Genomic DNA, 21,570 nt, shown 5'->3' with positions numbered 1-21,570 from the left:
CGCCTCGGGTCAGACCTTCGGCTGCTGCTGGGTGATGCAGTGGATACCGCCACCCCCGGCGAAAATCGTACGTGCGTCAACGAGGGTCACGGTCCGCTCGGGGAACAGGCCGCGGAAGATCTCGGCGGCCTCCTCGTCGCGCGGGTCGTCGAAGGAGCACAGCACGACGCCGCCGTTGCACAGGTAGTGGTTGATGTAGGAGTAGTCCACCCACTCCCCGTCCTCCTCCAGCACCGTCGGCGCCGGGATCTCCACGACCTGGAGCTGGCGGCCCTGTGCGTCGGTGGACGCGCGCAGGATGGCGGCGATGGTCTTGCAGCGCTCGTGGTCCGGGTGGGCGGGGTCGGGCTGCGCGTGGACCATCACCACGCCGGGGCGGGCGAAGGCGGCCACGATGTCCACGTGGCCCTGCGTGCCGTAGGTGCCGTAGTCGCCGGCCAGACCGTAGGGCAGCCAGATCGCCTTGGTGGTGCCGAGGTGGGCGTGGACCTCCTCCTCGACCTGCTGGCGCGTCCAGTCGGGGTTGCGCCCGGCGCCCAGCTGCACGGTGTCGGTGAGGAGCACGGTGCCCTCGCCGTCGACGTGGATGGCGCCGCCCTCGTTGACGAGCGGGGTGCTGTACGTACGGGTGCCGGCGAGGTCCGAGACGTGCCGGGCGACCTTGGAGTCGTGCTCCCAGCGGGCCCACTCCTGGGCGCCCCAGCCGTTGAAGGTCCAGTCCACGGCGGCCAGCTCGCCGGCCTCGTTGGTGACGAAGGTCGGACCGATGTCGCGCATCCAGGCGTCGTCGAGCTCGCGCTCCACCAGCTCTACGTCGTCGCCGACGTGTCCGCGGGCGCTCTCGGCGTCACCGGGCGAGACGACCAGGGTCACCGGCTCGTACGCGCGCACCGCGCGGGCGACGGCGCCCCAGGCCTCGCGGGCCTCGGCGAGCTCCTGCGCGTTGGTGAAGGTCGGGTTGGGGCTCGGCCAAGCCATCCAGGTGCGCTCGTGCGGCATCCACTCGGCGGGCATCCGGAATCCGTGGGCGGCGGGCTTTGCAGTCATGGCAGGGGTCCTTAGGAGCTGTGCGCCAACAAGATGTACGGGCGTTACAAGAAGTACAGGCGGTTGAGGGAGACCGAGTCGGCCGCTTCGGAGCGCAGCGGATCACCGTCGAGGGTGACGAGGCCGCTGCGGGCGTCCACATCGACCGCGCCCACCCGGGAGTTCAGGAGGAGGTTGCCCGGGCCGATGCCGCGGGTCCCGCGGACGGCGACCCGGCGGCGGCGGGTCGGCATCTCGTCGCTGCCCAGGGCCGCCGCGGCGGCCGAGACGAAGGCGACGGAGATGTCGGCGGCGGTGGCCCCGTAGGAGCCGAACTGCGGGCCGAGGACCAACGGTTCGCAGGTGTCGGTGGCCGCATTGGGGTCGCCGGTGACCCCGTAGGCGGGGAAGCCGGACTTGAGGACCAGCTGCGGCTTGGCGCCGAAGAACTGGGGGCGCCACAGCACGATGTCGGCGAGCTTGCCGACCTCGATGGAGCCGATCTCGTGGGCCAGGCCGTGGGCGATGGCCGGGTTGATCGTCAGCTTGGCCATGTAGCGCAGGACGCGGGCGTTGTCGTCGCCCTCGCCGTCACCCTCCAGGGGGCCGAGCTCGCCCTTCATCTTGGCGGCCATGGCGAAGGTGCGGCGGATGGTCTCGCCGGCCCGCCCCATGCCCTGGGCGTCGGAGGAGGTGATGCCGATCGCGCCCAGGTCGTGCAGGACGTCCTCGGCGCCCATCGTGCCCGCGCGGATCCGGTCGCGGGCCATGGCCGCGTCGCCGGGCAGGTCCGGCTTGAGGTCGTGGACGGAGACGATCATGCCGTAGTGCTCGGCGACCGCGTCCCGGCCGAAGGGGAGGGTGGGGTTGGTGGAGGAGCCGATGACGTTCGGCACGCCGGCCATCTTCAGGACGTTGGGGACGTGTCCGCCGCCGCAGCCCTCGATGTGGAAGGCGTGGATGGTCCGCCCGTCCAGGACGCGCAGGGTGTCCTCGACGGACAGGCACTCGTTCAGGCCGTCGCTGTGCAGGGCGACCTGTACGTCGTGCTCCTCGGCCACCCGCAGGGCGGTGTCCAGGGCGCGGGTGTGCGCGCCCATGTCCTCGTGGACCTTGAACCCGGACGCGCCGCCCTCGGCCAGCGCCTCCACCAGCGGCGCCGCGTCCGAGGAAGAGCCGCGGGCGAGGAAGCCGATGTTCACGGGCCAGGCGTCGAACGCGTTGAAGGCGTGCTTCAGCGCCCACGGGGAGTTGACCCCGACGCCCCAGACCGGGCCGAACTCCTGGCCGATGATCGTGGTGACGCCCGCGGCGAGCGAGGCTTCCATGACGCGCGGGGACAACAGGTGGACATGGGTGTCGACGGCGCCGGCGGTGGCGATCAGGCCCTCGCCGGAGACGATGCTCGTTCCGGTGCCGACGACGACGTCGACCCCGTCGAGGGTGTCCGGGTTACCGGCCCGGCCGATCGCGTGGATGCGGCCCTCACGGATGCCGATGGAGACCTTGCGGATGCCGAGGACGGCATCGATGACGAGGACGTTGCTGATCACGACGTCGCAGGTCTCGCGGACGGCTGCGGCCTTCAGGTGCAGTCCGTCGCGGGCGGTCTTGCCGAAGCCGGCCAGGAACTCGTCGCCGGGCTTCTGGGCGTCGTGCTCGACCCGGACGGTGAGCCCGGAGTCTGCGAGCCGGACCCGGTCCCCGGCGCGGGGGCCGAAGACGGCGGCGTACTCGCGGGGGTCGATGTGCCGGCTGCCCGGCGCACAGTGGTCGCTGTGCCTGGTCTGCCTGCTCACGCCTGCTCTCCGTCCTCGTGTTCCGCGTCCTGGTCCGCTTCCTGGTCGGCTTGCGCGCCCTGGTAGCCGCAGGCCGCCGCCCTCGCCAGCGCGAGCGACTTGGCGCCGGGCGCGTCGAGCGGGCCGTCCACGAGTCCGGCGAAGCCGACGGCGATCCGGTCTCCGCCGATGGGGACCAGACCGACCTCGGTTTCCCCGCCGGGGTCGAACCGCACGGACGAGCCCGCCGGCACGCACAGCCGCATGCCGTAGGCCGCGGCCCGGTCGAAGTCGAGGCGGGGGTTGGCCTCGAAGAAGTGGAAGTGGGAGGTGACGCTCACCGGCACGGAGGCCGTGTTGCGCACGTGCACGTGCAACGCCGGCTCCGGCTGGGGGGCGCCGGGGCCGGGTACGACCGCCCCGGGGGCGTCGTCGCCGAGCCGCACCGCGCCCTGGATCGGCGCCGAGACCACCGCGAGGCGGGAGCCGTCGTCGAAGACGGCCTCCACGTGCACCTCGGTGACCACGTCGGCGACGCCGGGCAGCACATCGCCGGGGCCCAACACGCTGCGGGCCTCCTCGATGGCCTCCGCCAGCCGCTTGCCGTCGCGCGCGGCCTCGCAGACCGTGTCCGCGATCAGCGCGGTGGCCTCCGGGACGTTGAGCCTCAGTCCGCGGGACCGCCGGGCCCTGGCCAGTTCCGCGGCGCTGCGCAGCAGCAGCCGGTCGCGCTCCGTAGGGGTCAGCCGCACGCCGATCCACCACCTTTTGAGTCGATGGGTTAGAGCATCACTCTAACTCTTCATTTCCCTGCAATGAAGCATTGACCTGGGACCAGGGGTTAGGTCACATTGAGTGTCGCTCAAACAAATGCGAACCACCCCCCGCCCTGCCAAGGGAGTCCCCCCATGCCCATCGAACAGCGCGGAGTCGACACCATCCCGGAGGAGGAGCGGACGAGCGGTCCCCGTGACCTGATCTCGATCCTGCTCGGCTCGAACCTCTGCCTCGGGGTCATCGTGTTCGGCTGGCTGCCCCCGTCCTTCGGACTGGGCCTGTGGCCCTCGGTCACCGCCATCGTGACCGGCACGCTGGTCGGCATCGCCTTCACCGCGCCGCTGGCGCTGGTGTCCCTGCGCACGGCGACCAACCTCTCCACCTCCAGCGGCGCCCAGTTCGGCGTGCGCGGCCGGCTCGTCGGCTCGGTCGTCGGCCTGCTGCTCGCCCTCGGCTACACCGCGCTCACCCTGTGGATCGGCGGCGACGTGATGGTCGGCGCCCTGTCCCGGCTCCTGGGGCTGCCGGACACCGGTGTCACGCGGGCCGTGATGTACGGCGTACTCGCGGCCTTCACCGTGGTCGGGGCGGTCTTCGGCTACCGGCTGCTGCTCCGCCTGAGCAAGGTCCTGTCCATCGGCATGGTGGTCCTGCTCGCCGTGGGCGTCTACGCGTACGCCCCCGACTTCACCACCGCCGCCCCGCCGGACACCTCGTACCTGCTCGGCTCCTTCTGGCCGACCTGGCTGCTCGCCGCCGTCGCCGCCGGGCTCAGCGGCCCCGTCGCCTTCATCACCCTGCTCGGCGACTACACCCGCTACATCTCCCCCCGCAAGCACGGCTCCCGCAAGGTGTTCTGGGCCACCGGGTTCGGCCTGCTGATCGGTCTGCTGATCCCGCAGCTGTTCGGCACCTACACCGCGCTCGCCGCCAAGGCCGGCGCCGACTACGCCGGACCGCTCGTCGACGCCGCGCCGTTCTGGTACCTGGTCCCGCTGCTCGCCGCCGCCGCGGCCGGCTCGGTGGGCAACGCCGGGCTGATGCTCTACTCGATGGGCCTCGACCTCGACGCCATCGTGCCCCGGGCCACCCGGGCCAAAGCCACGCTGGTCGCCGCGGGCGTCGCCACCGCGTTCGTCTTCATCGGCTCCTTCGAGTGGGACGTACAGTCCGCGATGACCTCGTTCGTCCTGCTGCTGACCGCGATCGGCACCCCGTGGGCCGTGATCACCCTGATCGGCTACGTCCGCTGCCGCGGGCAGTACGACGCCGACGCCCTCCAGGTCTTCAACCGCCGCTCGGTGGGAGGGATCTACTGGTACCGCGCCGGCTGGAACGTCGCCGCGACGGTCTCCTGGGCCGTCGGCGCCGGAGTCGGCCTGCTCGCCGTGACGACCCCCTTCTACGAGGGCCCCCTGCTCGCCCTGACCGGCGGCGTGGACTGCTCCTTCGTCCTGTCCGGCCTGGCCGGCGGCCTGGTCTACACGGCCCTGACGTTCCGGACCGCGAGTACGGCCGCGGTCGTGCCTGCCGGCGCGAGCGACACCGCCGCCAAGGTCGCCGTCGCCGTCGACTGACGGCGGACGCCGGGACCGGTGCACGACGCGGGCCCCGGGGGGACGTCCCCCCGGGGCCCGCGTCGTCGGCGCCGCCGCCGAGCGCTAACGGCACTTCAGCGAGGTGGTCGCCTCGTTGGCCGCGGTGTCCAGCGCCTGGATCTGCGGCTGGAGCTGGGTCATCGCGTCCTTGCCCGTGGTGTCGCCGGGCAGGTCCTCGAAGGCCTTCTTGAGGCTCTCCGCGGCCGTCGTGACGGCGTCCTTCTCGGCCGACTTCAGTGCCGAAGTGGTCTCCTTGACCTTCTTCCAGTCCGCCTGGACGGCGTCGTACGCCGACTTCAACTGGTCCTTGGTGGCCGTGGCCGGATTCAGAGCCTTGAGCGCCGCGTTGTCCGACTTCAACTGGACCAGGTTGGTGCACAGTGCGGCGCTGGCCGACGAGGCTGCCTCCTGCGGCGTCGTGTCATCGCCGCTGGAGCATGCCGAGGCGCCGAGTACCACGGCCGCGCAGAGCAGGCCGGATGCAACGAACCGCTTCATGGGGATCCGCCTTTCCGCCGGCAGGAGCCGCCGGCGCACGAGAGATTCACCCCGGTGGGAGGGGCGTACCGGGCCACCCGGGCCGGTGTCCGGCGCCGGAGGGGCAGGCGCGACCAAATTCGCACGCCGGTGTGCACCCCGCATCCGCGCACGAGCGGGACGCCGCGCCCGTGCAGGGACGGTGCCGGGCCGAACGGCCGTGCGGGCCATGCCGTGCAGGGCCGTCGCACTGCGCGGCGGGCCCGGTCCGGGAGCGCCGTGCGGTTGCGCCGTACGGGTGGGACGGCCCGCGGACCCGGGCCCGGACGCACGAAGAGGCCCCGGCCTCGCGGCGGGGACCTCTTGTGCGGGGTGGGTGCGCGGCAGACCTAGCCGAGCGGGTGCATCCAGCCGTGGGCGTCGGCGGTGTGACCGGTCTGGAGGTCCAGCAGCGCCTTGCGGAGCTTCATGGTGACCTCGCCGGGCTCGCCGCTGCCCTGGGTCCAGTTCGCGCGCTCGGACTTGACCGAGCCGACCGGGGTGATGACGGCGGCGGTGCCGCAGGCGAACACCTCGGTCAGGGTGCCGTTCTCGTTGTCGCGCTTCCAGTCCTCGGTGGAGATGCGTCCCTCCTCGGCGGTGTAGCCGAGGTCGCGGGCGATGGTGAGGAGGGAGTCGCGGGTGATGCCCGGCAGGAGCGAGCCGGTCAGCTCGGGAGTGACGATGCGGTCGCCGTACACGAAGTACAGGTTCATGCCGCCCATCTCCTCGATCCAGCGGTGCTCGACGGCGTCGAGCCAGACGACCTGGTCGCAGCCGTGCGAGGCGGCCTGGGCCTGGGCCACGAGGGAGGCCGCGTAGTTGCCGCCGGTCTTGGCCGCACCCGTACCGCCCTTGACCGCGCGGACGTACTCCTCGGAGAGCCAGACGGAGACGGGCTTGACGCCGCCGGGGAAGTACGCGCCGGCGGGCGAGGCGATGACCATGAACAGGAACTCGTTGGCCGGGCGGACGCCCAGGCCGACCTCGGACGCGAACATGAACGGCCGCAGGTACAGGGAGGCCTCACCGGAGGAAGGCACCCAGGCGCTGTCCTGCTTGATGAGCGCGTCGCACGCCTCGATGAAGAGGTCGGCCGGCAGCTCCGGCATCGCCATGCGGCGGGCGGAGGCCTGGAAGCGCTCGGCGTTGGCCTGCGGGCGGAACGTCGCGACGGTGCCGTCGGGCTGGCGGTAGGCCTTGAGGCCCTCGAAGATCGTCTGCGCGTAGTGCAGGGTCATGTTCGCCGGGTCCATCGAAAGCGGCGCGTACGGGACCAGCTCGGCGTCGTGCCAGCCGCGACCCTCAGTCCACTTGATCGTCACCATGTGGTCGGTGAAGTGGCGGCCGAAGCCGGGGCTGGCCAGGATCGCCTCTCGCTCCGCATCGGACAGCGGGTTCGAGGAGGGCTTGAGCTCGATCGTGGGCGTCGTCATGAGTGCTTGTCCTTCACCGGTTTGTAGGGCGGACCGCGCTCACGGCGTACCAGGACGTCCGAGCTTCCCCGCATTCCGCGGTCTCGCGTTCGATTATCGCGCGCAAGATGCGTTCGGTGAAGCGGGGTGATTGCGGCCCAGGGAGATGGTGGCACCCGGGGCCGCACAGGAAAAGCCGCCGGGTGCGTTGGTCACGCGACCCGGCGGCTTCCTGAGGTGGAGCTGCCGGGTCAGCCGGCTACTCGCTCGGCGAGTGCGTCGCCGATCTGGTCGGTGGTGCGGAAGGTGCCGTCGCGCTCCGCAAGGTCGGCCGAGACCGCGTCCTCGATGCGGGCGGCCCGGTCCTCGTGGCCGAGGTGGCGCAGCAGGAGGGCCACCGACAGGATCGTCGCGGTCGGGTCGGCCTTGCCGGTGCCGGCGATGTCCGGGGCCGAGCCGTGGACGGGCTCGAACATGGACGGGAAGGTGCCGGTCGGGTTGATGTTGCCGGAGGCCGCGAGGCCGATCCCGCCGGTCACGGCGGCGGCCAGGTCGGTGAGGATGTCACCGAAGAGGTTGTCCGTGACGATGACGTCGAAGCGCTCGGGCTGCGTGACGAAGAAGATCGTCGCGGCGTCGACGTGCAGGTAGTCGGTGGTGACCTCGGGGTACTCCTGGCCGACCTTGTCGAAGATGTTCTTCCACATGTGGCCCGCGTACACGAGGACGTTGTTCTTGTGGACCAGCGTCAGCTTCTTGCGGGGGCGGGAGTTGGCCCGCTCGTACGCGTCCCGCACGACGCGCTCGACGCCGTACGCGGTGTTGATGCTGACCTCGGTGGCCACCTCGGCGGGGGTGCCGGTGCGCAGGCTGCCGCCGTTGCCAGTGTACGGGCCCTCGGTGCCCTCGCGGACCACGACGAAGTCGATCTCCGGACGGCCGGCGAGCGGGCTGGCCGTGTTGGGGAAGAGCTTCGACGGACGCAGGTTGATGAAGTGGTCGAAGGCGAAGCGGAGCTTCAGCAGCAGGCCGCGTTCCAGCACGCCCGACGGGACCGACGGGTCGCCGATGGCGCCCAGCAGGATCGCGTCGTGGTGCTTGAGGGCTTCGAGCTCCTCGTCCGGGAGGGTCTCCCCGGTGCGGTGCCAGCGCCGGGCGCCGAGGTCGTACTCCTTGGTCTCCAGCTTCACATCCTGGGGCAGGACCGCGGCAAGGACCTTGAGGCCCTGAGCCACGACTTCCTGGCCGATGCCATCACCGGGGATCACTGCGAGATTGATGCTGGTCGACATGTCGGAACCGTACTCCTCATCCCAGTCCTCAGACATATTGCGTCCACCATGTGGACGCAATATGTCGCTGGACCGGGCTTCGTCCTGCGCTCGCCTCAGTGGCCGGTCGAGCCGCCGTTGTCACGGCGGTCGAGGGCGCGCTGGAGGGCGGCGGCGGCGTTCTTGCGGTCGGCGTCGGCAGAGGAGGAGTGGCGGACGCGGCGGGTGGCGGTGGATGCGGTCATGGTGATCGACTCCTTGAGATCACGGCGTGGCGGGGCCACGGATGAGGGGTTCCTTCAAGGCGCCGGAAGAGGCGGGGAGCAGTGCGCCGCAGGGGTTGCCTGCCAAGGGGCGCGCGCTCTCGACCGCCATTCGCCGGATTGGCGAGACGTTCGGCTTCTACAAAGCTAGGGCAGCTCTCGTTGTATGTCTCCGCAATTACTCGGGCTTCCTACTATCTGAGACGACCAACCCCTCGGAAGGGACCGTTCCGGGTCTCCGATTCAGGCCGCCTCGGACCGAAGTTCCCTGATCAGAGCCCTGACGGCGAGGGTCGAGGCGGATTCCGGTGTGGTGACGTATCCCACGTGTCTCACGGGCCCCGAAGGGCCCAGTCCGGTGATGTCCACGGCGTCCGTTGCCTCGCGGAGCGACAGTGCGGGCAGGATCGCCATCCCGAGCCCGCGCCCGACCATGGTCAGCACCATCGCGTCGTCCTCCGCCTTGACGGTGGCGGGCGGCAGCCAGTCCTGGGCGGACCACCAGTCACGGGTGTGGGAACCACAGTTCTCGTCCCAGTCGAGCAGGGGCAGCGTCTTCGGGTCGGGGTGCCCGGCCGGATGGACCAGGGCGTACGCCTCCTCCACGAGCACCCCCGTCAGCAGTCCCGGCGGCGGCGGGTACCCGGGCCCGAGCGTGGCGAGGGCGAGGTCCGCGCGGCCGGCCGCCACCTCGCCGACCCCGCCCTCGCCGAGCTCGCGCACCACCCGCACCTCGGGCCGTAGTCCGGGGTGCCGGGCGGTCAGCCGTTCCAGCGTCGGGGGCAGCAGGTGCAGGGCCGCGCTGCGGAAGGCCGCGATGCGCAGCACCCCCGTCGCGCCGCCCCCGCCGGCAGCGCCCCCGCCGACGGCGCGCACCTCCGCGCCGAGGTGTTCGTACAGCCGCAGGATCCGGCGGGCGAGGGCGACGGCCCGCTCCCCCGCCGGGGTGGGCGAGGCGCCGGCGCGGCCGCGCTCGAAGAGCACCGCGCCGGTCTTCGCCTCGCTACCGCGCACGGAGTGCGAGACCGCGGACTGGGTGAGGCCGAGCCGGGCGGCCGCGGCGGAGAAGCCGCCGGTCTCCGCGACGGCGACCAGGACGCGCAGTTCGTGCGGAGCGAGCTCGGCCGTACTTCCCGACATGGGCGCTTCCACCTCGTTCTATGAGCGGTGTTCACGGATGTCCCGCTTCCATGAGCCCAACCCCCTGCCCGCGCGGGCCATTCCTTCCTAACGTCCTCGCCATGACCACGAACCAGACCGCCGTCGCAGTCCACCAGATCGCCCGCCCCACCGGCTTCCCCGCCGCGACCGACTTCGCGTACGCCGAGACCCCGGTTCCCTCCCCCGGGGCGGGCGCCGCCCTGGTCGAGAACCTGCTGCTCTCGGTGGACCCGTACCACCGCGGGATGATGGACGGCGGCGAGGGCGGCTTCGAGCTGAACACCCCGCTGGAGGGCCGGGCGGTGGGCCGGGTGGTGGCCTCCCGCGACCCCGGGCTGCGCGAGGGGGACCTGGTCTTCCACCGCGAGGGCTGGCGCACCCACGCCCTCGTCACGCTCGGCGCGAACGGCACCCGGAAGCTGCGCGGCCACGAAGGCGTCCCGCTGGAGGCGTACCTGAGCATCCTCGGCGGCACCGGCCTCACCGCCTACGCCGCGCTGACCCGGACCGCGGCCCTGCGCGAGGGCGAGGACCTCTTCGTCTCCGCCGCCGCGGGCGGGGTCGGCACCGCGACCGGCCACATCGCGCGGCTGCTGGGCGCCCGCCGGATCATCGGCAGCGCGGGCTCCACGGCGAAGGTCCGCCACCTCACCGGCGCGCTCGGCTTCGACGCGGCGTTCGACTACCACGACGGGCCGGTCGGCGAGCTGCTCGCGCAGGCCGCACCCGACGGCATCGACGTGTACGTGGACAACGTGGGCGGGGACCACCTGGCGGGGGCCATCGACGTACTGCGCGAGTACGGACGGATCGCCTGGGTCGGCGGGATCTCGATGTACAACGGGGACCGCTCGCCGGCCGCCCCCCGCAACCTCTTCGAGGTCGTCCACAAGTCACTGCGCCTGGAAGGGGTATTGGTTCGAAATCACACCAATCTGCAGGATGAACTGGAAGACTTCCTGGTCCCCCATCTGCGCAGCGGCCACATAAGCACGGACACCACCGTTGTGCAGGGGATCGATCGCACGGTGGACGCCTTCCTCGGCATGCTCCGCGGCGACAATTTGGGCAAGATGCTCGTCCGTCTCGGGGACTGATTCAAGCCAACCGGATGTTCACCGTCTTCTTACCGCACGGATGTAGACCTTTGGCCCGGCGCCCGCCACCCTTTCCGTCGATGTGCCAGCGGGGCACTTGAGTTGGAGGCGAGTAGCCAGTGACACCCATCAGCCGCAGAGGATTCGTGGGAATCGGCGCCGGGCTGGTGGCCGGTGCCGCCCTGCCCGCGATCGCGCCGACGTCGGCGGCCGCGGCCGCCGCGAGCGGCACGATCACCGATGTGAAGCACGTGGTGATCCTGATGCAGGAGAACCGCAGCTTCGACCACTACTTCGGCAAGCTGAAGGGCGTCCGCGGCTTCGCCGACCGCGCCGCCGGGAACATCCCGGGCGGGTGGGGCACGTTCAACCAGCCCAACTGGGGCGGCCGCCAGTACCCGTGGAAGCTCAGCGCCACCCCGCCGGCCGGCGGGGTGGACGGCGAGACCCTCGCCCAGTGCAACGGCGACCTCCCGCACAGCTGGACCTCGCAGCACGCCGCCTGGAACAACGGCCGCATGGACAACTGGGTGTTGGGCGTCGGCAACACCCGCACCCTCGGCCACCTCGACCGCGGGGACATACCGTTCCACTACGGGCTCGCCGACAACTACACGATCTGCGACGCGTACTTCTGCTCCACGCTCAGCGCGACCGGCCCGAACCGCACCTTCCTGTGGAGCGGCAAGATCGACGCGGGCAGCAAGGACGGCGGCGACGAGTCCGGGCTGACCTGGGAGACGTACGCGGAAGCCCTCCAGCGGGCCGGCATGAGCTGGAAGGTCTACCAGAACGCCCAGGACAACTACGGCGACAACGGCCTGGCCTACTTCAAGAAGTTCACGGACTCGGCGCCCGGCGACCCGCTACGGGACCGCGGCATGGGCTCCGTCCCGAAGGTCACCGGCTCCACCCCCGACGACATCGCGGCCGCCATCCGCGCCGACGTCGTCGCCGGCACCCTGCCCCAGGTCTCCTGGGTCGTCGCGAACGAGGCCTTCTCGGAACACCCGTACGCCCCGCCCGGCGACGGCGCGCACTTCGTGGACCTCGTCTACCGCGCGCTGGCCGCGAACCCCGAGGTCTTCGACTCCACCGTCCTCTTCCTGAACTACGACGAGAACGACGGCTTCTTCGACCACGTCCCGCCGCCCGTCGCCCCGCCCGGCACCCCCGGCGAGTACATCGACGGCACGCCGATCGGCCTCGGCTTCCGCGTCCCGATGCTCGTCATGTCCCCGTGGACGCGCGGCGGCTGGGTGAGCTCGGAGGTCTTCGACCACACCTCGGTGCTCCGCTTCATGGAGACCTGGACGGCGGCCCTCGGCACCCCGGCGACCTGCCCGAACATCAGCCCGTGGCGCCGCAAGGTGACGGGCGACCTGACGGGCGTCTTCGACTTCGCGCACCCGGTGTACGGGGTGCCGTCGGGACTGCCCTCGACCGCGAAAGTCATCGGCCAGGCGACCTGCGGCCCACTCCCCAACCCGGCGCCGCAGGACAACGCGCTCCCGGCGCAGGAGGCCGGGACCCGACCGGCGCGGGCCCTTCCCTACCAGGTGAACGGCAACCTGGACCGCTTCGAGTTCGGCACGGCCGGCAACATCCTGGCCTGGTTCTCGATGACCAACCAGGGAGCGCAGGCGAAGCGGGCGGCGCACTTCTCGATCCACCCGCACCAGTACCGGGACACTGCGGCCTGGCAGTACACGGTCGACCCGGGCGCGACGTCGACCGACTGGTTCAGCATCGGGCTCGGCAGCGGCTCCGGGAAGTACGACATCTCGATGTACGGGCCGAACCGCTTCCTGCGCCGGTTCATCGGCGATGCGTCGAAGGCGGGCAAGGCGATCGAGGTCGCGGCCCGCTTCGCCGTGGAGCCGGGCACGGGCAAGACCGCGATCTACTTCAAGATGACGAACGCGTCGGCCGCCCCCGTCACCTTCACCATCCGCTCCAACGCATACCGCTCGGACGGCCCGTGGACGTACACCGTCCCGGCGAACTCCTCGCGCGAGGACTTCTTCAACGCGGTCGCCTACAACAAGGGTTGGTACGACTTCACGATCCTCGCGGACAATGACGGCACCTGGTCGCGCCGCTACACGGGCCACATCGAGACGGGCGCGCCCAGCATCAGCGGCTCGTAGCGCCCGCCGGACGCGCCTAGAGCACGTCCCCGTTGCGCCAGTCGAACCACAGCCCCTCGGCGGGGTCCGGCAGGACCCCGCCGTCGGGCACCCACAGGTACGTCGAGCCCTCTTCCTCCGGGAGGGCCTGCGGCCCAGAGGGCGCGAGGGTGCCGACCCGCCCGCCCCACACGCTCCAGCCGCGGGAGGCGTACAGCGCGGCCCCCGCATCGGAGGCGGAGAGCGCGCCCAGTGCGTAGGCCCGGGCGATGACGGCCTCCAGCGCGGCCATGACCTGCCCCCCGAGACCACGCCGGCGCAGGTCCGACCGTACGGCCACGGCCTCGACGTATCCGGTCCGCAGGGCCCGCCCCGCATGCACCACCCGGCGCTGGACCACGCTCCCGTGCGCGATGAGCTCCCCGCCCTCGCGGCCCTCGCGCACGAGCACGTGCATGCCGCCGAGGGCGTGCTCGAAGTCCTCCCCCGAGAACTCCCCGCCGAAGGCCCCGCCGAGCAGTTCCCGCAGCTCCCCTAGGACGCCCGGGCCGAGCTGCGCGGTATGGGCGAGGCGGGTGTGGAGGTCACTCATGCCCCCAGTCTGCCGCGCAGCCTGCCGAGTTCCGCATCACCCAGCCCACCCACCCGCAGGTACTCCTGCGGTTTGAGCCAGTCCGCGGCGGCCCGGGCCAGCTCGTGAACGGTGGTACCCAGGCCCGTCGTGTACTCCTCGATCTCCCGGCCGTCGTACGGGCGGCCCCGCGCGGCGTACATCGCGCGCACCCGCGGCTCGCTCAGCCCGTGGTCGGTGGCTATCTCCTCGGGGCTCGCGCCCATCAGCCTCAGCAGTACCAGGGCGATGATGCCGGTGCGGTCACGGCCCAGGGCGCAGTGGAAGGCCACCCCGCCCGGCGCGGCGTCCGCGACGGCCGCGGCGACGGCGGCCACGCGTTCGGGGAAGCGGGCGAGGAACGGCCGGAAGTATGCGGGCGTCCCGAAAGCCGGCGTCCCCCACCAGCGGTCCCAGAACTCCCGGTCCTCCAACCCGTCGAGGGGGATGCGGACGGTGTTCACGGCGGCCGGGCGGGGCGCGTGGTCCACGCCCGCCTCGTCGTCGTTGCGCAGGTCGACGACGGTGCGTACCCCGTGGTCGACGAGACCGGTCCACCCGCGGGCGGTGAGCCGGTCCAGCGCGTCGGCGCGGACCAGCGCGCCGGGCCGGATCCCGCCGAGCCCGCCGAGGTCCCGCACGTTGAAGCAGCCCTCCCAGTCGAGGATTCGACCGACGTTCGACATGTCCATAGCTCCCCCTGTCCGTACACATCGGGCAGAGGGTCATAACGGGCTGCTGGCCCCGCGCGGTTCCCGGCGCCAGGATCTGTCCATGTCGCCCGAGACCGAGCAGTGGACCCCGACCCACGGCGAGCCGTACCGCCCCGTCGCCTACCGGCCCGATCGGATGCCGAGCGCCGAATCGCTCGCGCGCTCCGCGCGGTTGCGGGAGCGCATGGCCGAGCGGCGGACCGTCCGGCACTTCTCCCCCGACCCCGTCCCGGAGCAGGTCATCCGGGACGCCGTCGCGTGCGCCGCGACCGCGCCGTCCGGGGCCCACCAGCAGCCCTGGACCTTCGTGCTGGTCAAGGACCCGGCCGTGCGCCGCCAGATCCGCGACGCCGCCGAACAGGAGGAGCTGATCTCGTACGACGGCCGTCTCGGCGACGAATGGCTCGACGCCCTGCGGCCCCTGGGCACGGATGCGGTGAAGACGCATCTGACGGACGCCCCGGGGCTGATCGTGGTGTTCCAGCAGAGGTACTGGCTCGGCCCGGACGGCTCCAAGCGCAAGCACTACTACGTGGACGAATCGGTCGGCATCGCGGTCGGCATGCTCCTGACCGCACTCCACCTCGCCGGCCTCGCGGCCCTGGTCCACACCCCGAGCCCGATGCGCTTCCTCTCCCACGTCCTGCACCGCCCGGAGAACGAGAAGGCCTTCGCGGTCATCCCGGTCGGCTACCCCGCCGACGACTGCGAGGTCCCGGACCTGCTCCGCAAGTCCCTGACCCAGGTCATGGTCGAGGTCTGACCCAGACCGCGGGGCGGGCGGCCCCGCGGGACTACGGCGCGTCGTGGAGGCGGGTCAGCAGGGTCGTCAGCTGTTCGCGTTCCGCCGGGGTCAGTGGGGAGAGGAATTCGGCGTTCGCCGTCTCGGCCAGTGCTGCGCAGCGGGTGAGGGTGGCCGTGCCCGCCGGGGTGAGGGTGACCGCGTTCTTGCGGCGGTCCGCCGGGTTCGGGGCGCGCAGGACGAGGCCCGCGCCTTCCAGGTGGTTGAGGAGGCCGACCAGGTCCTTGGGGTCGATGCCGAGCCGGCGGCCGAGGTCGGCCTGGGCCACCGGGCCGTGTTCGGCGATCGCCGCCAGTACCGCGTGGTGGGCGAGCTTCAGCCCTTCCGCGGCGAGCGCCTCGGCGACCAGGCCGCGGCCCCGGGCCGCGACGCGGCCGACGAGCCAGCTCGGCAGGGACTGGATGTGCGCGAGGGCCGATGTCATGGGCCCAGCCTAGCAATTCATTGGCATTCCCCACGATCCCCTATATCGTTGGGATTCCCAATGAATCTCTTTCCCGGGAGGCGCCCCCGTGCTCCGCATCCGCTACGACGTCAACGGTGGCCCCGAGGTGCTGTACACCGAGGAGGCCACCGCGCCAGTGCCGAATGCAGGGGAGGTGCTCGTGCGGGTCGAGGCCGTCGGGGTCACGCTGCCCACCGTCCGCAAGGTGCGGGAGGGCCGGGAGCCCGCAGCGCTCGGCGGGGAGGTCGCCGGCGTCGTCACCGCCCTCGGCGAAGGGGTGGACGGGTTCCGGGTCGGGGACCGGGTCACCGGGCTGTGCTTCGCGCACTCCTACGCCGAGTACGCCGTCGTGGCGGCCCCGTTCGCCTCCGCCGTCCCCGACGGGGTCGGCGCCGTCGAGGCCGTCGCCCTCGTCCGCAGCGGGCTGGTGGCGCGCGGGGCGTACGAGGCGGGGCGGGTGGAGCCCGGCGAGTCGGTCCTGGTCACGGCGGCGGCCAGCGCGGTCGGCACGTACGCCCTGCAGTACGCGAAGGCCGGCGGGGCCCGGCGGGTCGTCGCCGCGGTGGGCAGCGCCGACAAGGCGGACTTCGTACGCGCCCTGGGCGCCGACGAGGTCGTGCTGTACGGGGAGGCCGCCTGGGGCGACCCGTACGACGTGGTCCTCGACGGCGTCGGCGGCGAGCTGCTCGGCCCGGCCGTGCGGGCCCTCGCGCCCGGGGGCCGATTGGTGGCGTACAGCTCCGGCGGCGGCACGGTGGACGCGTACGAGCTCCTGGTCCGCGGCGCCTCGGTGACCGGCTTCCAGATGGCGGTCATCGCGCGCGGCAAGCCCGCGCTGTACGGGCGCTGGCGCGCCGAGCAGTGGGAGCGCCACCGGGCCGGCGCCCTGCGGGTCACCGTGCACCAGGAGATCCCGCTCGCCGAGGCCGCCCGCGCGCACCGGATCATCGAGGAGCGGCGCAACCTCGGCAAGGTGGTCCTGGTCCCGTAGGGCCGGGACCGCGTGAGGACGGGAACTGGAACCGCCCCCGATCCGGACTTGGGGGTGCCGGAACGGGGGCGGGGCTCAGCGGGGCGGGACCGGCGGAATCCGCAGGATCAGCCCATGTGGGGGTACGGGTAGTCGGTCGGCGCGACCAGGGTCTCCTTGATGGAGCGCGTCGAGGTCCAACGCTGCAGGTTGCTCGCCGCGCCCGCCTTGTCGTTCGTGCCCGAGGCTCGGCCGCCGCCGAAGGGCTGCTGGCCGACGACGGCGCCGGTCGACTTGTCGTTGATGTAGAAGTTGCCCGCCGCGAAGCGCAGCTTCTCCATCGCGTCCGCGGCCGCGTAGCGGTCGGCGGCGATGATCGAGCCGGTCAGCGCGTACGCCGAGACGGACTCCATCTGCGCGAGCATCGCGTCGAATTCGGCGTCCTCGTAGACGTGGATCGCGAGGATCGGGCCGAAGTACTCGGTCGTGAAGACCTCGTTCTCCGGGTCGGTGCACGCGATGACGGTCGGGCGGACGAAGTAGCCCTCCGAGTCGTCGTACGTGCCACCGGCGATGATCTCGCAGGTCGGGTCGGCGATCGCACGGTCGATCGCGGCCTTGTTCTTCGCGAACGAACGCTCGTCGATGACGGCGCCGATGAAGTTGGTGAGGTCGCGGACGTCACCCATGGTGATGCCGTCGACCTCGGCCGCGAAGGCCTCCTTGAAGCCGTCGTTCCAGATCGAGGCCGGGACGTAGGCGCGCGAGGACGCCGAGCACTTCTGGCCCTGGAACTCGAAGGATCCGCGGGTCAGGGCGGTCTTCAGGACGGCGCGGTCCGCGGAGGGGTGCGCGACGACGAAGTCCTTGCCGCCGGTCTCGCCGACCAGGCGCGGGTAGGACTTGTACTTCTCGATGTTGTTGCCGACCGTCTTCCACAGGTACTGGAAGGTCTTGGTCGAACCCGTGAAGTGGATGCCGGCCAGCTCGGGGTGGTTCAGGGCCACCTCGGACACGGCGATGCCGTCGCCCGTCACCAGGTTGATGACGCCCTTCGGCAGGCCGGCCTCCTCCAGCAGCTCCATCAGGAGGATCGCGGAGTGGGTCTGCGTCGGGGACGGCTTCCACACGACCACGTTGCCCATCAGGGCGGGGGCGGTCGGCAGGTTGCCGGCGATGGCCGTGAAGTTGAACGGCGTGATCGCGTAGACGAAGCCTTCGAGCGGGCGGTGGTCGCTGCGGTTCCACACGCCGGCGGAGTTCGCGACCGGCTGCTCGGCCAGGATCTGGCGGGCGAAGTGGACGTTGAAGCGCCAGAAGTCGACGAGCTCGCACGGGGTGTCGATCTCGGCCTGCTGCGCGGTCTTCGACTGGCCCAGCATGGTGGACGCGGCCAGCTTCTCGCGCCACGGACCGGACAGCAGCTCGGCGGCGCGCAGGATGATCGCGGCGCGGTCGTCGAACGACATCGCGCGCCAAGCCGGGGCGGCGGCCAGGGCGGCGTTGACGGCCTCACGGGCGTCGGCCTCGGTGGCGTTCGCGTAGGTGCCGAGCACGGACTTGTGGTCGTGCGGCTGGACCACGTCGAAGCGCTCGCCCCCGCCCATGCGCTTGACGCCGTTGATCGTCATCGGCAGGTCGATCGGGTTCTCGGACAGCTGCTTGAGCTGCGTTTCGAGGCGCGCGCGCTCCGGGGTGCCGGGGGCGTACGAGTGGACCGGCTCGTTGACCGGCGCGGGGACCTGGGTCACAGCATCCATCGGACTGGTAACTCCTTGACCTGGTTCTGGCTAGTTCTTGGTGATCATCGAGCGGAGGAAGAACAGGAGGTTGGCCGGCTTCTCGGCGAGGCGCCGCATGAAGTAGCCGTACCAGTCCGTCCCGTACGCGGTGTAGACGCGCATGCGGTGACCCTCGGCGGCGAGCCGCAGGTGCTCCTCGCTGCGGATGCCGTACAACATCTGAAACTCGTACTCGTCCAGCTTGCGCCCCGCCGTGCGGGCGAGCTCCTGGGCGATGGCGATCAGGCGCGGGTCGTGCGACCCGATCATCGGGTAGCCCTCGCCCTCCATCAGCGTCTTCAGGATGCGGACGTACGCCTTGTCGATCTCGGCCTTGTCCTGGTACGCGACCTCGGCGGGCTCCTTGTACGCGCCCTTCACGATCCGCACCCGGCTGCCGGCGGCGGCCAGGCGGCGGGCGTCGGCCTCGGTGCGGAAGAGGTACGCCTGGATCACGCAGCCGGTCTGCGGGAAGTCCCGGCGCAGCTCCTCGTGGATGGCGAACATCGAGTCGAGGGTGGTGTGGTCCTCGGCGTCGAGCGTGACGGTGGTGCCGATGGCCGCGGCGGCCTCGACGACCGGGCGGACGTTGGCGAGGGCGAGCTCGTGGCCGCCCTCCAGCGCCTGGCCGAACATCGACAGCTTGACGGACATCTCGACGGTCTCGCCCAGCTCCAGGCCCGCCAGGTGCTCGATGAGTTCGAGGTAGGCGTCACGCGCGGCGTAGGACTGCTCCACGGTGGTGATGTCCTCGCCCACCACGTCGAGCGTGATCTCCAACCCCTTCTGCGTGAGGTCCCTGACGATCGGGATGACCTGGTCGACCGTCTCGCCGGGGATGAACCGGGTCACCACGGGCTTGGTCACAGGGGCGGCAGAGACGATTCGGCGCATCTTGTCGCTGCGCGAAGCGGCGAGGATCGCGGGACCCAGCACGGGGCACCTCCTACAGGTGGCAGAAGCAGGCTCGCGGTCCGCGCGGGGTGGGCGGGACCGTGAGGGAAACGCAAGTAAAACCACCGTGAAACCTAAGGATCGCTTTGATCCTCTGCCATCGACAGCTGTCACGCATCCGTGTCCCCGATCTCATACATCTGTCTGAAGACCGGGTTCCCGGGTGGGAGAATGTCCGGGTGAAGGGCGATTACCAGGACCTGGTGGATGAGATCTCGGCGCTCCTCGGCGTCCCGGCGACACTGGAGAACCGGGACTTCCGCCTCATCGCCTTCGGCGCGCACGACAGCGACGACGATCTCGCCATGGATCCGGTGCGCACCCGCTCGATCCTGACCCGGCAGTCGACGGCGGCCGTGCGGGCCTGGTTCGAGGGCTTCGGCATCGCGCGGGCGACCGGGCCGGTCCGGATCCCGGCGGCCCCGGACGCGGGGGTGTTCCGGGGCCGGATCTGCCTGCCGGTGCGCTACCGCGGGATCGTGCAGGGCTACGTGTGGCTCCTCGACCAGGATCCGGGCCCCGGGCCGGACGTCCTGGCGGCCGCCATGGAGGTGGCCGAGCGGATCGGGATCCTGCTCGCCGAGGAGGCGAAGGCGGGGGCCGACCTGTCCCGGGAGTTCCGGGGGGTGCTCACCGCGGGCCGGGGCTGGCAGCAGGACATGGCGGTGGCCGCGCTCCGGATGGCGCTGGGAGCGGGCGCGGACGGGCTGCACGCGGTGGTGTGCGTGACGCCGTGGGCCGGCGAGGCCCCCGCGTCGGTACCGGGCACGGCGGCGGTGTGCACCGTCCCCTGGCCGGGAGCCGGCGACGACGACGGCGTGGCCGCCGGGGCCGGTACCGACGGGAACTCCGGGCCCGCGTCGGGCGCCGGCGCCAGGTCCGCGTCGGGCTCCGCGTCGGGCTCCGGGGCCCGGTCCGGCAGCAGGGCGGGAGCCAAGTCCGGGTCCAGGAGCGGCCCGGCGGCCGGCGCCGGACCCGTCTCCGGCCCCGGCGCCGAGGCCGGGCCGGACCGGCGGACCGGCCAGGCCCTCGCCGTACTGGTACGGCTCCGCTCGGCCGAAGTGCTCGTCCCCGCCGAGGGCGTCGCGACCCGGCTGCTGACCCACGGTGGCGCGACCGCCGGGATCGCGGAACCCCGCCGGGGGCTGGCGGCCCTGGCCGACGCCTGGTCACAGGCCTCGGCGGCGGCGCGGGCGGCCGCGGCCCAGCCCCGGTTCGGCACGGTGGCCCGCTGGTCGGCGATCGGCCCGTACCGGATGCTGGCCTCCCTCGCAGCTGCCGGCCCCGTGGGCGACCCGGCGACCCGGGTCCTGCTGGAGCCCGCGCACCGGGAACTCGCCCGTACCGCCGAGCTGTTCCTGGACTGCGCGGGCCAGGCGGGCCGCGCGGCGGCGGCCCTGGGCATCCACCGCCAGACCCTGTACTACCGGCTCGGCCGGGTGGAACAGCTGACCGGCCTGGACCTGGACGAGGGCGAGGACCGCCTATTGCTCCACATGGCCCTCAAGACGGCCCGCCTGTACGGCTGAACGACTGAACTAACTGCACGACTGCACGACTGCACGACTGCACGGCCGAACGGCTCAGGCGGGGTCGTCGGCGCCCTTGCCGTTCACCATCATCTGCGCGGCGCGGCGCATGCCCTCGGTCAACTCCTCCGCGGTGACGGCGTTCTCGGGGTTGTACAGCCACTGCACCATCATCCCGGAGACCAGCACCTGGTACAGCCCGCCCAGGGTCCGGATGTCCCGCTCTTCGAGCTGCCCCTCCGGGGTGCCCGTGAACATCTCGGTCAGCCCCTTGCGCCCCTCGCCCTCGGAGGACACGACCATCTCCCGCAGCTCCGGCAGCCGGTCACGGTTCATCGCGATCTCCAGGCTGGCCGCCCACATCGGCGCCGCCTGATCACGCTGTCCGGTCACGCCGTCCCAGACCGATCGGAAGCGTTCGAGCGAGCCGCCTTCACCCTTGACGTCCGGCTTGAAGGACTCGCCCCACTCCTCGGCCATCGAGATGAACGCCTGCGTCAACAGGGCGTCCTTCGAACCGTAGTGGTAGCCGATCGACGCCAGGTTCGCGCCGGAGGCGTTGACGATGTCGCGCGCGGTCGTCCGCACGAAACCCTTCTCGGCCAGGCACTTCTTCGCGCCTTCGAGCAGATCTTCACGGTGTCCCATGCCCCCCACCGTATCAAGACAGCCGTCCTAGACGACAGTCTCAAACAGACGTCCCATACGGACGTACTAGACAAGCGTTTATGACGC

At 71.6% G+C, this 21,570-nt stretch carries 20 protein-coding genes; 6 read left to right on the top strand and 14 right to left on the bottom strand.

Annotated elements, in window-relative coordinates; translation table 11 throughout:
• Positions 1–9: 9 nt before the first annotated feature.
• Genes OG974_RS29180 through ureA form a run of 3 tightly spaced genes read right to left on the bottom strand, consistent with a single transcriptional unit; the run spans position 10 to position 3,556 of the window.
• Entirely contained in the window at positions 10–1,047 is a 1,038-nt protein-coding gene (locus OG974_RS29180) for an agmatine deiminase family protein (protein WP_327278736.1), read from the bottom strand.
• A gap of 44 nt (positions 1,048–1,091) precedes the next feature.
• Entirely contained in the window at positions 1,092–2,825 is a 1,734-nt protein-coding gene (locus OG974_RS29175) for an urease subunit alpha (RefSeq protein WP_328763808.1), read from the bottom strand.
• Positions 2,822–3,556 carry an urease subunit gamma gene (ureA, locus tag OG974_RS29170; protein WP_371644933.1) on the bottom strand — a complete coding sequence of 245 codons (735 nt, stop codon included), beginning with the start codon at positions 3,554–3,556 and terminating at the stop codon, positions 2,822–2,824. The genes OG974_RS29175 and ureA overlap by 4 nt, the downstream gene beginning before the upstream one ends.
• A 156-nt stretch (positions 3,557–3,712) precedes the next feature.
• Between ureA and OG974_RS29165 the strand changes: the two genes are divergently transcribed.
• Positions 3,713–5,158, top strand: a complete 1,446-nt coding sequence (locus OG974_RS29165) for a cytosine permease (protein ID WP_327278733.1) — start codon at positions 3,713–3,715, stop codon at positions 5,156–5,158.
• An 84-nt stretch (positions 5,159–5,242) separates the two neighbouring features.
• Here the strand turns inward: OG974_RS29165 and OG974_RS29160 are convergent, their stop codons facing one another.
• From OG974_RS29160 to OG974_RS29140, 5 genes are all read right to left on the bottom strand, one after another.
• Entirely contained in the window at positions 5,243–5,677 is a 435-nt protein-coding gene (locus OG974_RS29160; RefSeq protein WP_327278732.1) for a hypothetical protein, read from the bottom strand.
• 368 nt (positions 5,678–6,045) lie between these two features.
• Positions 6,046–7,131, bottom strand: coding sequence for a branched-chain amino acid aminotransferase (locus tag OG974_RS29155; protein ID WP_327278731.1), 1,086 nt, complete (start codon positions 7,129–7,131; stop codon positions 6,046–6,048).
• A gap of 230 nt (positions 7,132–7,361) precedes the next feature.
• A complete protein-coding gene (locus OG974_RS29150; RefSeq protein WP_327278730.1) occupies positions 7,362–8,402 on the bottom strand; it encodes a 3-isopropylmalate dehydrogenase in 1,041 nt (346 codons plus the stop codon).
• A 95-nt stretch (positions 8,403–8,497) separates the two neighbouring features.
• On the bottom strand, positions 8,498–8,626 hold the full coding sequence (locus OG974_RS29145; RefSeq protein WP_327278729.1) for a hypothetical protein: 129 nt from the start codon (positions 8,624–8,626) through the stop codon (positions 8,498–8,500).
• Positions 8,627–8,887: 261 nt separating this feature from the next.
• Positions 8,888–9,784, bottom strand: coding sequence for a LysR family transcriptional regulator (locus OG974_RS29140; protein WP_327278728.1), 897 nt, complete (start codon positions 9,782–9,784; stop codon positions 8,888–8,890).
• Positions 9,785–9,885: 101 nt separating this feature from the next.
• On the opposite strand from OG974_RS29140, the gene OG974_RS29135 reads away from it, so the two are divergent.
• On the top strand, positions 9,886–10,902 hold the full coding sequence (locus OG974_RS29135) for an NADP-dependent oxidoreductase (protein ID WP_328763802.1): 1,017 nt from the start codon (positions 9,886–9,888) through the stop codon (positions 10,900–10,902).
• A 119-nt stretch (positions 10,903–11,021) separates the two neighbouring features.
• Positions 11,022–13,052, top strand: a complete 2,031-nt coding sequence (locus OG974_RS29130) for a phosphocholine-specific phospholipase C (RefSeq protein ID WP_371644929.1) — start codon at positions 11,022–11,024, stop codon at positions 13,050–13,052.
• 16 nt (positions 13,053–13,068) lie between these two features.
• On the opposite strand, the gene OG974_RS29125 is transcribed toward OG974_RS29130, so the two are convergent.
• Together OG974_RS29125 and OG974_RS29120 are read right to left on the bottom strand one after the other, a co-directional pair.
• The gene (locus tag OG974_RS29125; protein WP_327278725.1) at positions 13,069–13,623 is read right to left on the bottom strand and encodes a GNAT family N-acetyltransferase; all 555 of its coding nucleotides are present in this window, start codon (positions 13,621–13,623) and stop codon (positions 13,069–13,071) included.
• Positions 13,620–14,327 carry a tyrosine-protein phosphatase gene (locus OG974_RS29120; protein WP_327278724.1) on the bottom strand — a complete coding sequence of 236 codons (708 nt, stop codon included), beginning with the start codon at positions 14,325–14,327 and terminating at the stop codon, positions 13,620–13,622. The genes OG974_RS29125 and OG974_RS29120 overlap by 4 nt, the downstream gene beginning before the upstream one ends.
• Positions 14,328–14,415: 88 nt before the next feature.
• On the opposite strand from OG974_RS29120, the gene OG974_RS29115 reads away from it, so the two are divergent.
• A complete protein-coding gene (locus tag OG974_RS29115) occupies positions 14,416–15,117 on the top strand; it encodes a nitroreductase family protein (protein ID WP_327278723.1) in 702 nt (233 codons plus the stop codon).
• A 31-nt stretch (positions 15,118–15,148) separates the two neighbouring features.
• Here the strand turns inward: OG974_RS29115 and OG974_RS29110 are convergent, their stop codons facing one another.
• Positions 15,149–15,580 carry a MarR family transcriptional regulator gene (locus tag OG974_RS29110; protein WP_327278722.1) on the bottom strand — a complete coding sequence of 144 codons (432 nt, stop codon included), beginning with the start codon at positions 15,578–15,580 and terminating at the stop codon, positions 15,149–15,151.
• Positions 15,581–15,668: 88 nt separating this feature from the next.
• Between OG974_RS29110 and OG974_RS29105 the strand changes: the two genes are divergently transcribed.
• Positions 15,669–16,592, top strand: a complete 924-nt coding sequence (locus tag OG974_RS29105) for a zinc-binding alcohol dehydrogenase family protein (RefSeq protein WP_371644926.1) — start codon at positions 15,669–15,671, stop codon at positions 16,590–16,592.
• A gap of 107 nt (positions 16,593–16,699) precedes the next feature.
• Here the strand turns inward: OG974_RS29105 and pruA are convergent, their stop codons facing one another.
• Complete coding sequence (gene pruA, locus OG974_RS29100; RefSeq protein ID WP_327278720.1) at positions 16,700–18,331, bottom strand: L-glutamate gamma-semialdehyde dehydrogenase; 1,632 nt, start codon at positions 18,329–18,331, stop codon at positions 16,700–16,702.
• Positions 18,332–18,361: 30 nt separating this feature from the next.
• On the bottom strand, positions 18,362–19,288 hold the full coding sequence (locus tag OG974_RS29095; RefSeq protein ID WP_328763794.1) for a proline dehydrogenase family protein: 927 nt from the start codon (positions 19,286–19,288) through the stop codon (positions 18,362–18,364).
• Between the two features lie 197 nt (positions 19,289–19,485).
• Here OG974_RS29095 and OG974_RS29090 point away from each other — a divergent pair, with 197 nt between their 5' ends.
• Positions 19,486–20,835 carry a PucR family transcriptional regulator gene (locus tag OG974_RS29090; protein ID WP_371644924.1) on the top strand — a complete coding sequence of 450 codons (1,350 nt, stop codon included), beginning with the start codon at positions 19,486–19,488 and terminating at the stop codon, positions 20,833–20,835.
• A 54-nt stretch (positions 20,836–20,889) separates the two neighbouring features.
• Here OG974_RS29090 and OG974_RS29085 read toward each other — a convergent pair whose 3' ends face one another.
• The gene (locus OG974_RS29085; RefSeq protein ID WP_327278717.1) at positions 20,890–21,483 is read right to left on the bottom strand and encodes a TetR/AcrR family transcriptional regulator; all 594 of its coding nucleotides are present in this window, start codon (positions 21,481–21,483) and stop codon (positions 20,890–20,892) included.
• Between the last annotated feature and the right edge of the window lie 87 nt (positions 21,484–21,570).

Source organism: Streptomyces sp. NBC_00597 (assembly GCF_041431095.1).
In the GTDB taxonomy this organism is placed as follows: Bacteria; Actinomycetota; Actinomycetes; order Streptomycetales; family Streptomycetaceae; genus Streptomyces.
This window is presented reverse-complemented; position numbering and strand designations above follow the sequence as displayed.

Excerpts from the sequence above, each read along its gene's own strand:
- OG974_RS29165 (WP_327278733.1), top strand. The coding sequence starts at position 3,713 with ATGCCCATCGAACAGCGCGGAGTCGACACCATCCCGGAGGAGGAGCGG.
- OG974_RS29120 (WP_327278724.1), bottom strand. The coding sequence starts at position 14,327 with ATGTCGAACGTCGGTCGAATCCTCGACTGGGAGGGCTGCTTCAACGTG.
- OG974_RS29140 (WP_327278728.1), bottom strand. The coding sequence starts at position 9,784 with ATGTCGGGAAGTACGGCCGAGCTCGCTCCGCACGAACTGCGCGTCCTG.
- OG974_RS29160 (WP_327278732.1), bottom strand. The coding sequence starts at position 5,677 with ATGAAGCGGTTCGTTGCATCCGGCCTGCTCTGCGCGGCCGTGGTACTC.
- OG974_RS29085 (WP_327278717.1), bottom strand. The coding sequence starts at position 21,483 with ATGGGACACCGTGAAGATCTGCTCGAAGGCGCGAAGAAGTGCCTGGCC.
- OG974_RS29125 (WP_327278725.1), bottom strand. The coding sequence starts at position 13,623 with ATGAGTGACCTCCACACCCGCCTCGCCCATACCGCGCAGCTCGGCCCG.
- OG974_RS29135 (WP_328763802.1), top strand. The coding sequence starts at position 9,886 with ATGACCACGAACCAGACCGCCGTCGCAGTCCACCAGATCGCCCGCCCC.
- OG974_RS29180 (WP_327278736.1), bottom strand. The coding sequence starts at position 1,047 with ATGACTGCAAAGCCCGCCGCCCACGGATTCCGGATGCCCGCCGAGTGG.
- pruA (WP_327278720.1), bottom strand. The coding sequence starts at position 18,331 with ATGGATGCTGTGACCCAGGTCCCCGCGCCGGTCAACGAGCCGGTCCAC.
- OG974_RS29115 (WP_327278723.1), top strand. The coding sequence starts at position 14,416 with ATGTCGCCCGAGACCGAGCAGTGGACCCCGACCCACGGCGAGCCGTAC.
- OG974_RS29155 (WP_327278731.1), bottom strand. The coding sequence starts at position 7,131 with ATGACGACGCCCACGATCGAGCTCAAGCCCTCCTCGAACCCGCTGTCC.
- OG974_RS29110 (WP_327278722.1), bottom strand. The coding sequence starts at position 15,580 with ATGACATCGGCCCTCGCGCACATCCAGTCCCTGCCGAGCTGGCTCGTC.
- OG974_RS29145 (WP_327278729.1), bottom strand. The coding sequence starts at position 8,626 with ATGACCGCATCCACCGCCACCCGCCGCGTCCGCCACTCCTCCTCTGCC.
- OG974_RS29150 (WP_327278730.1), bottom strand. The coding sequence starts at position 8,402 with ATGTCGACCAGCATCAATCTCGCAGTGATCCCCGGTGATGGCATCGGC.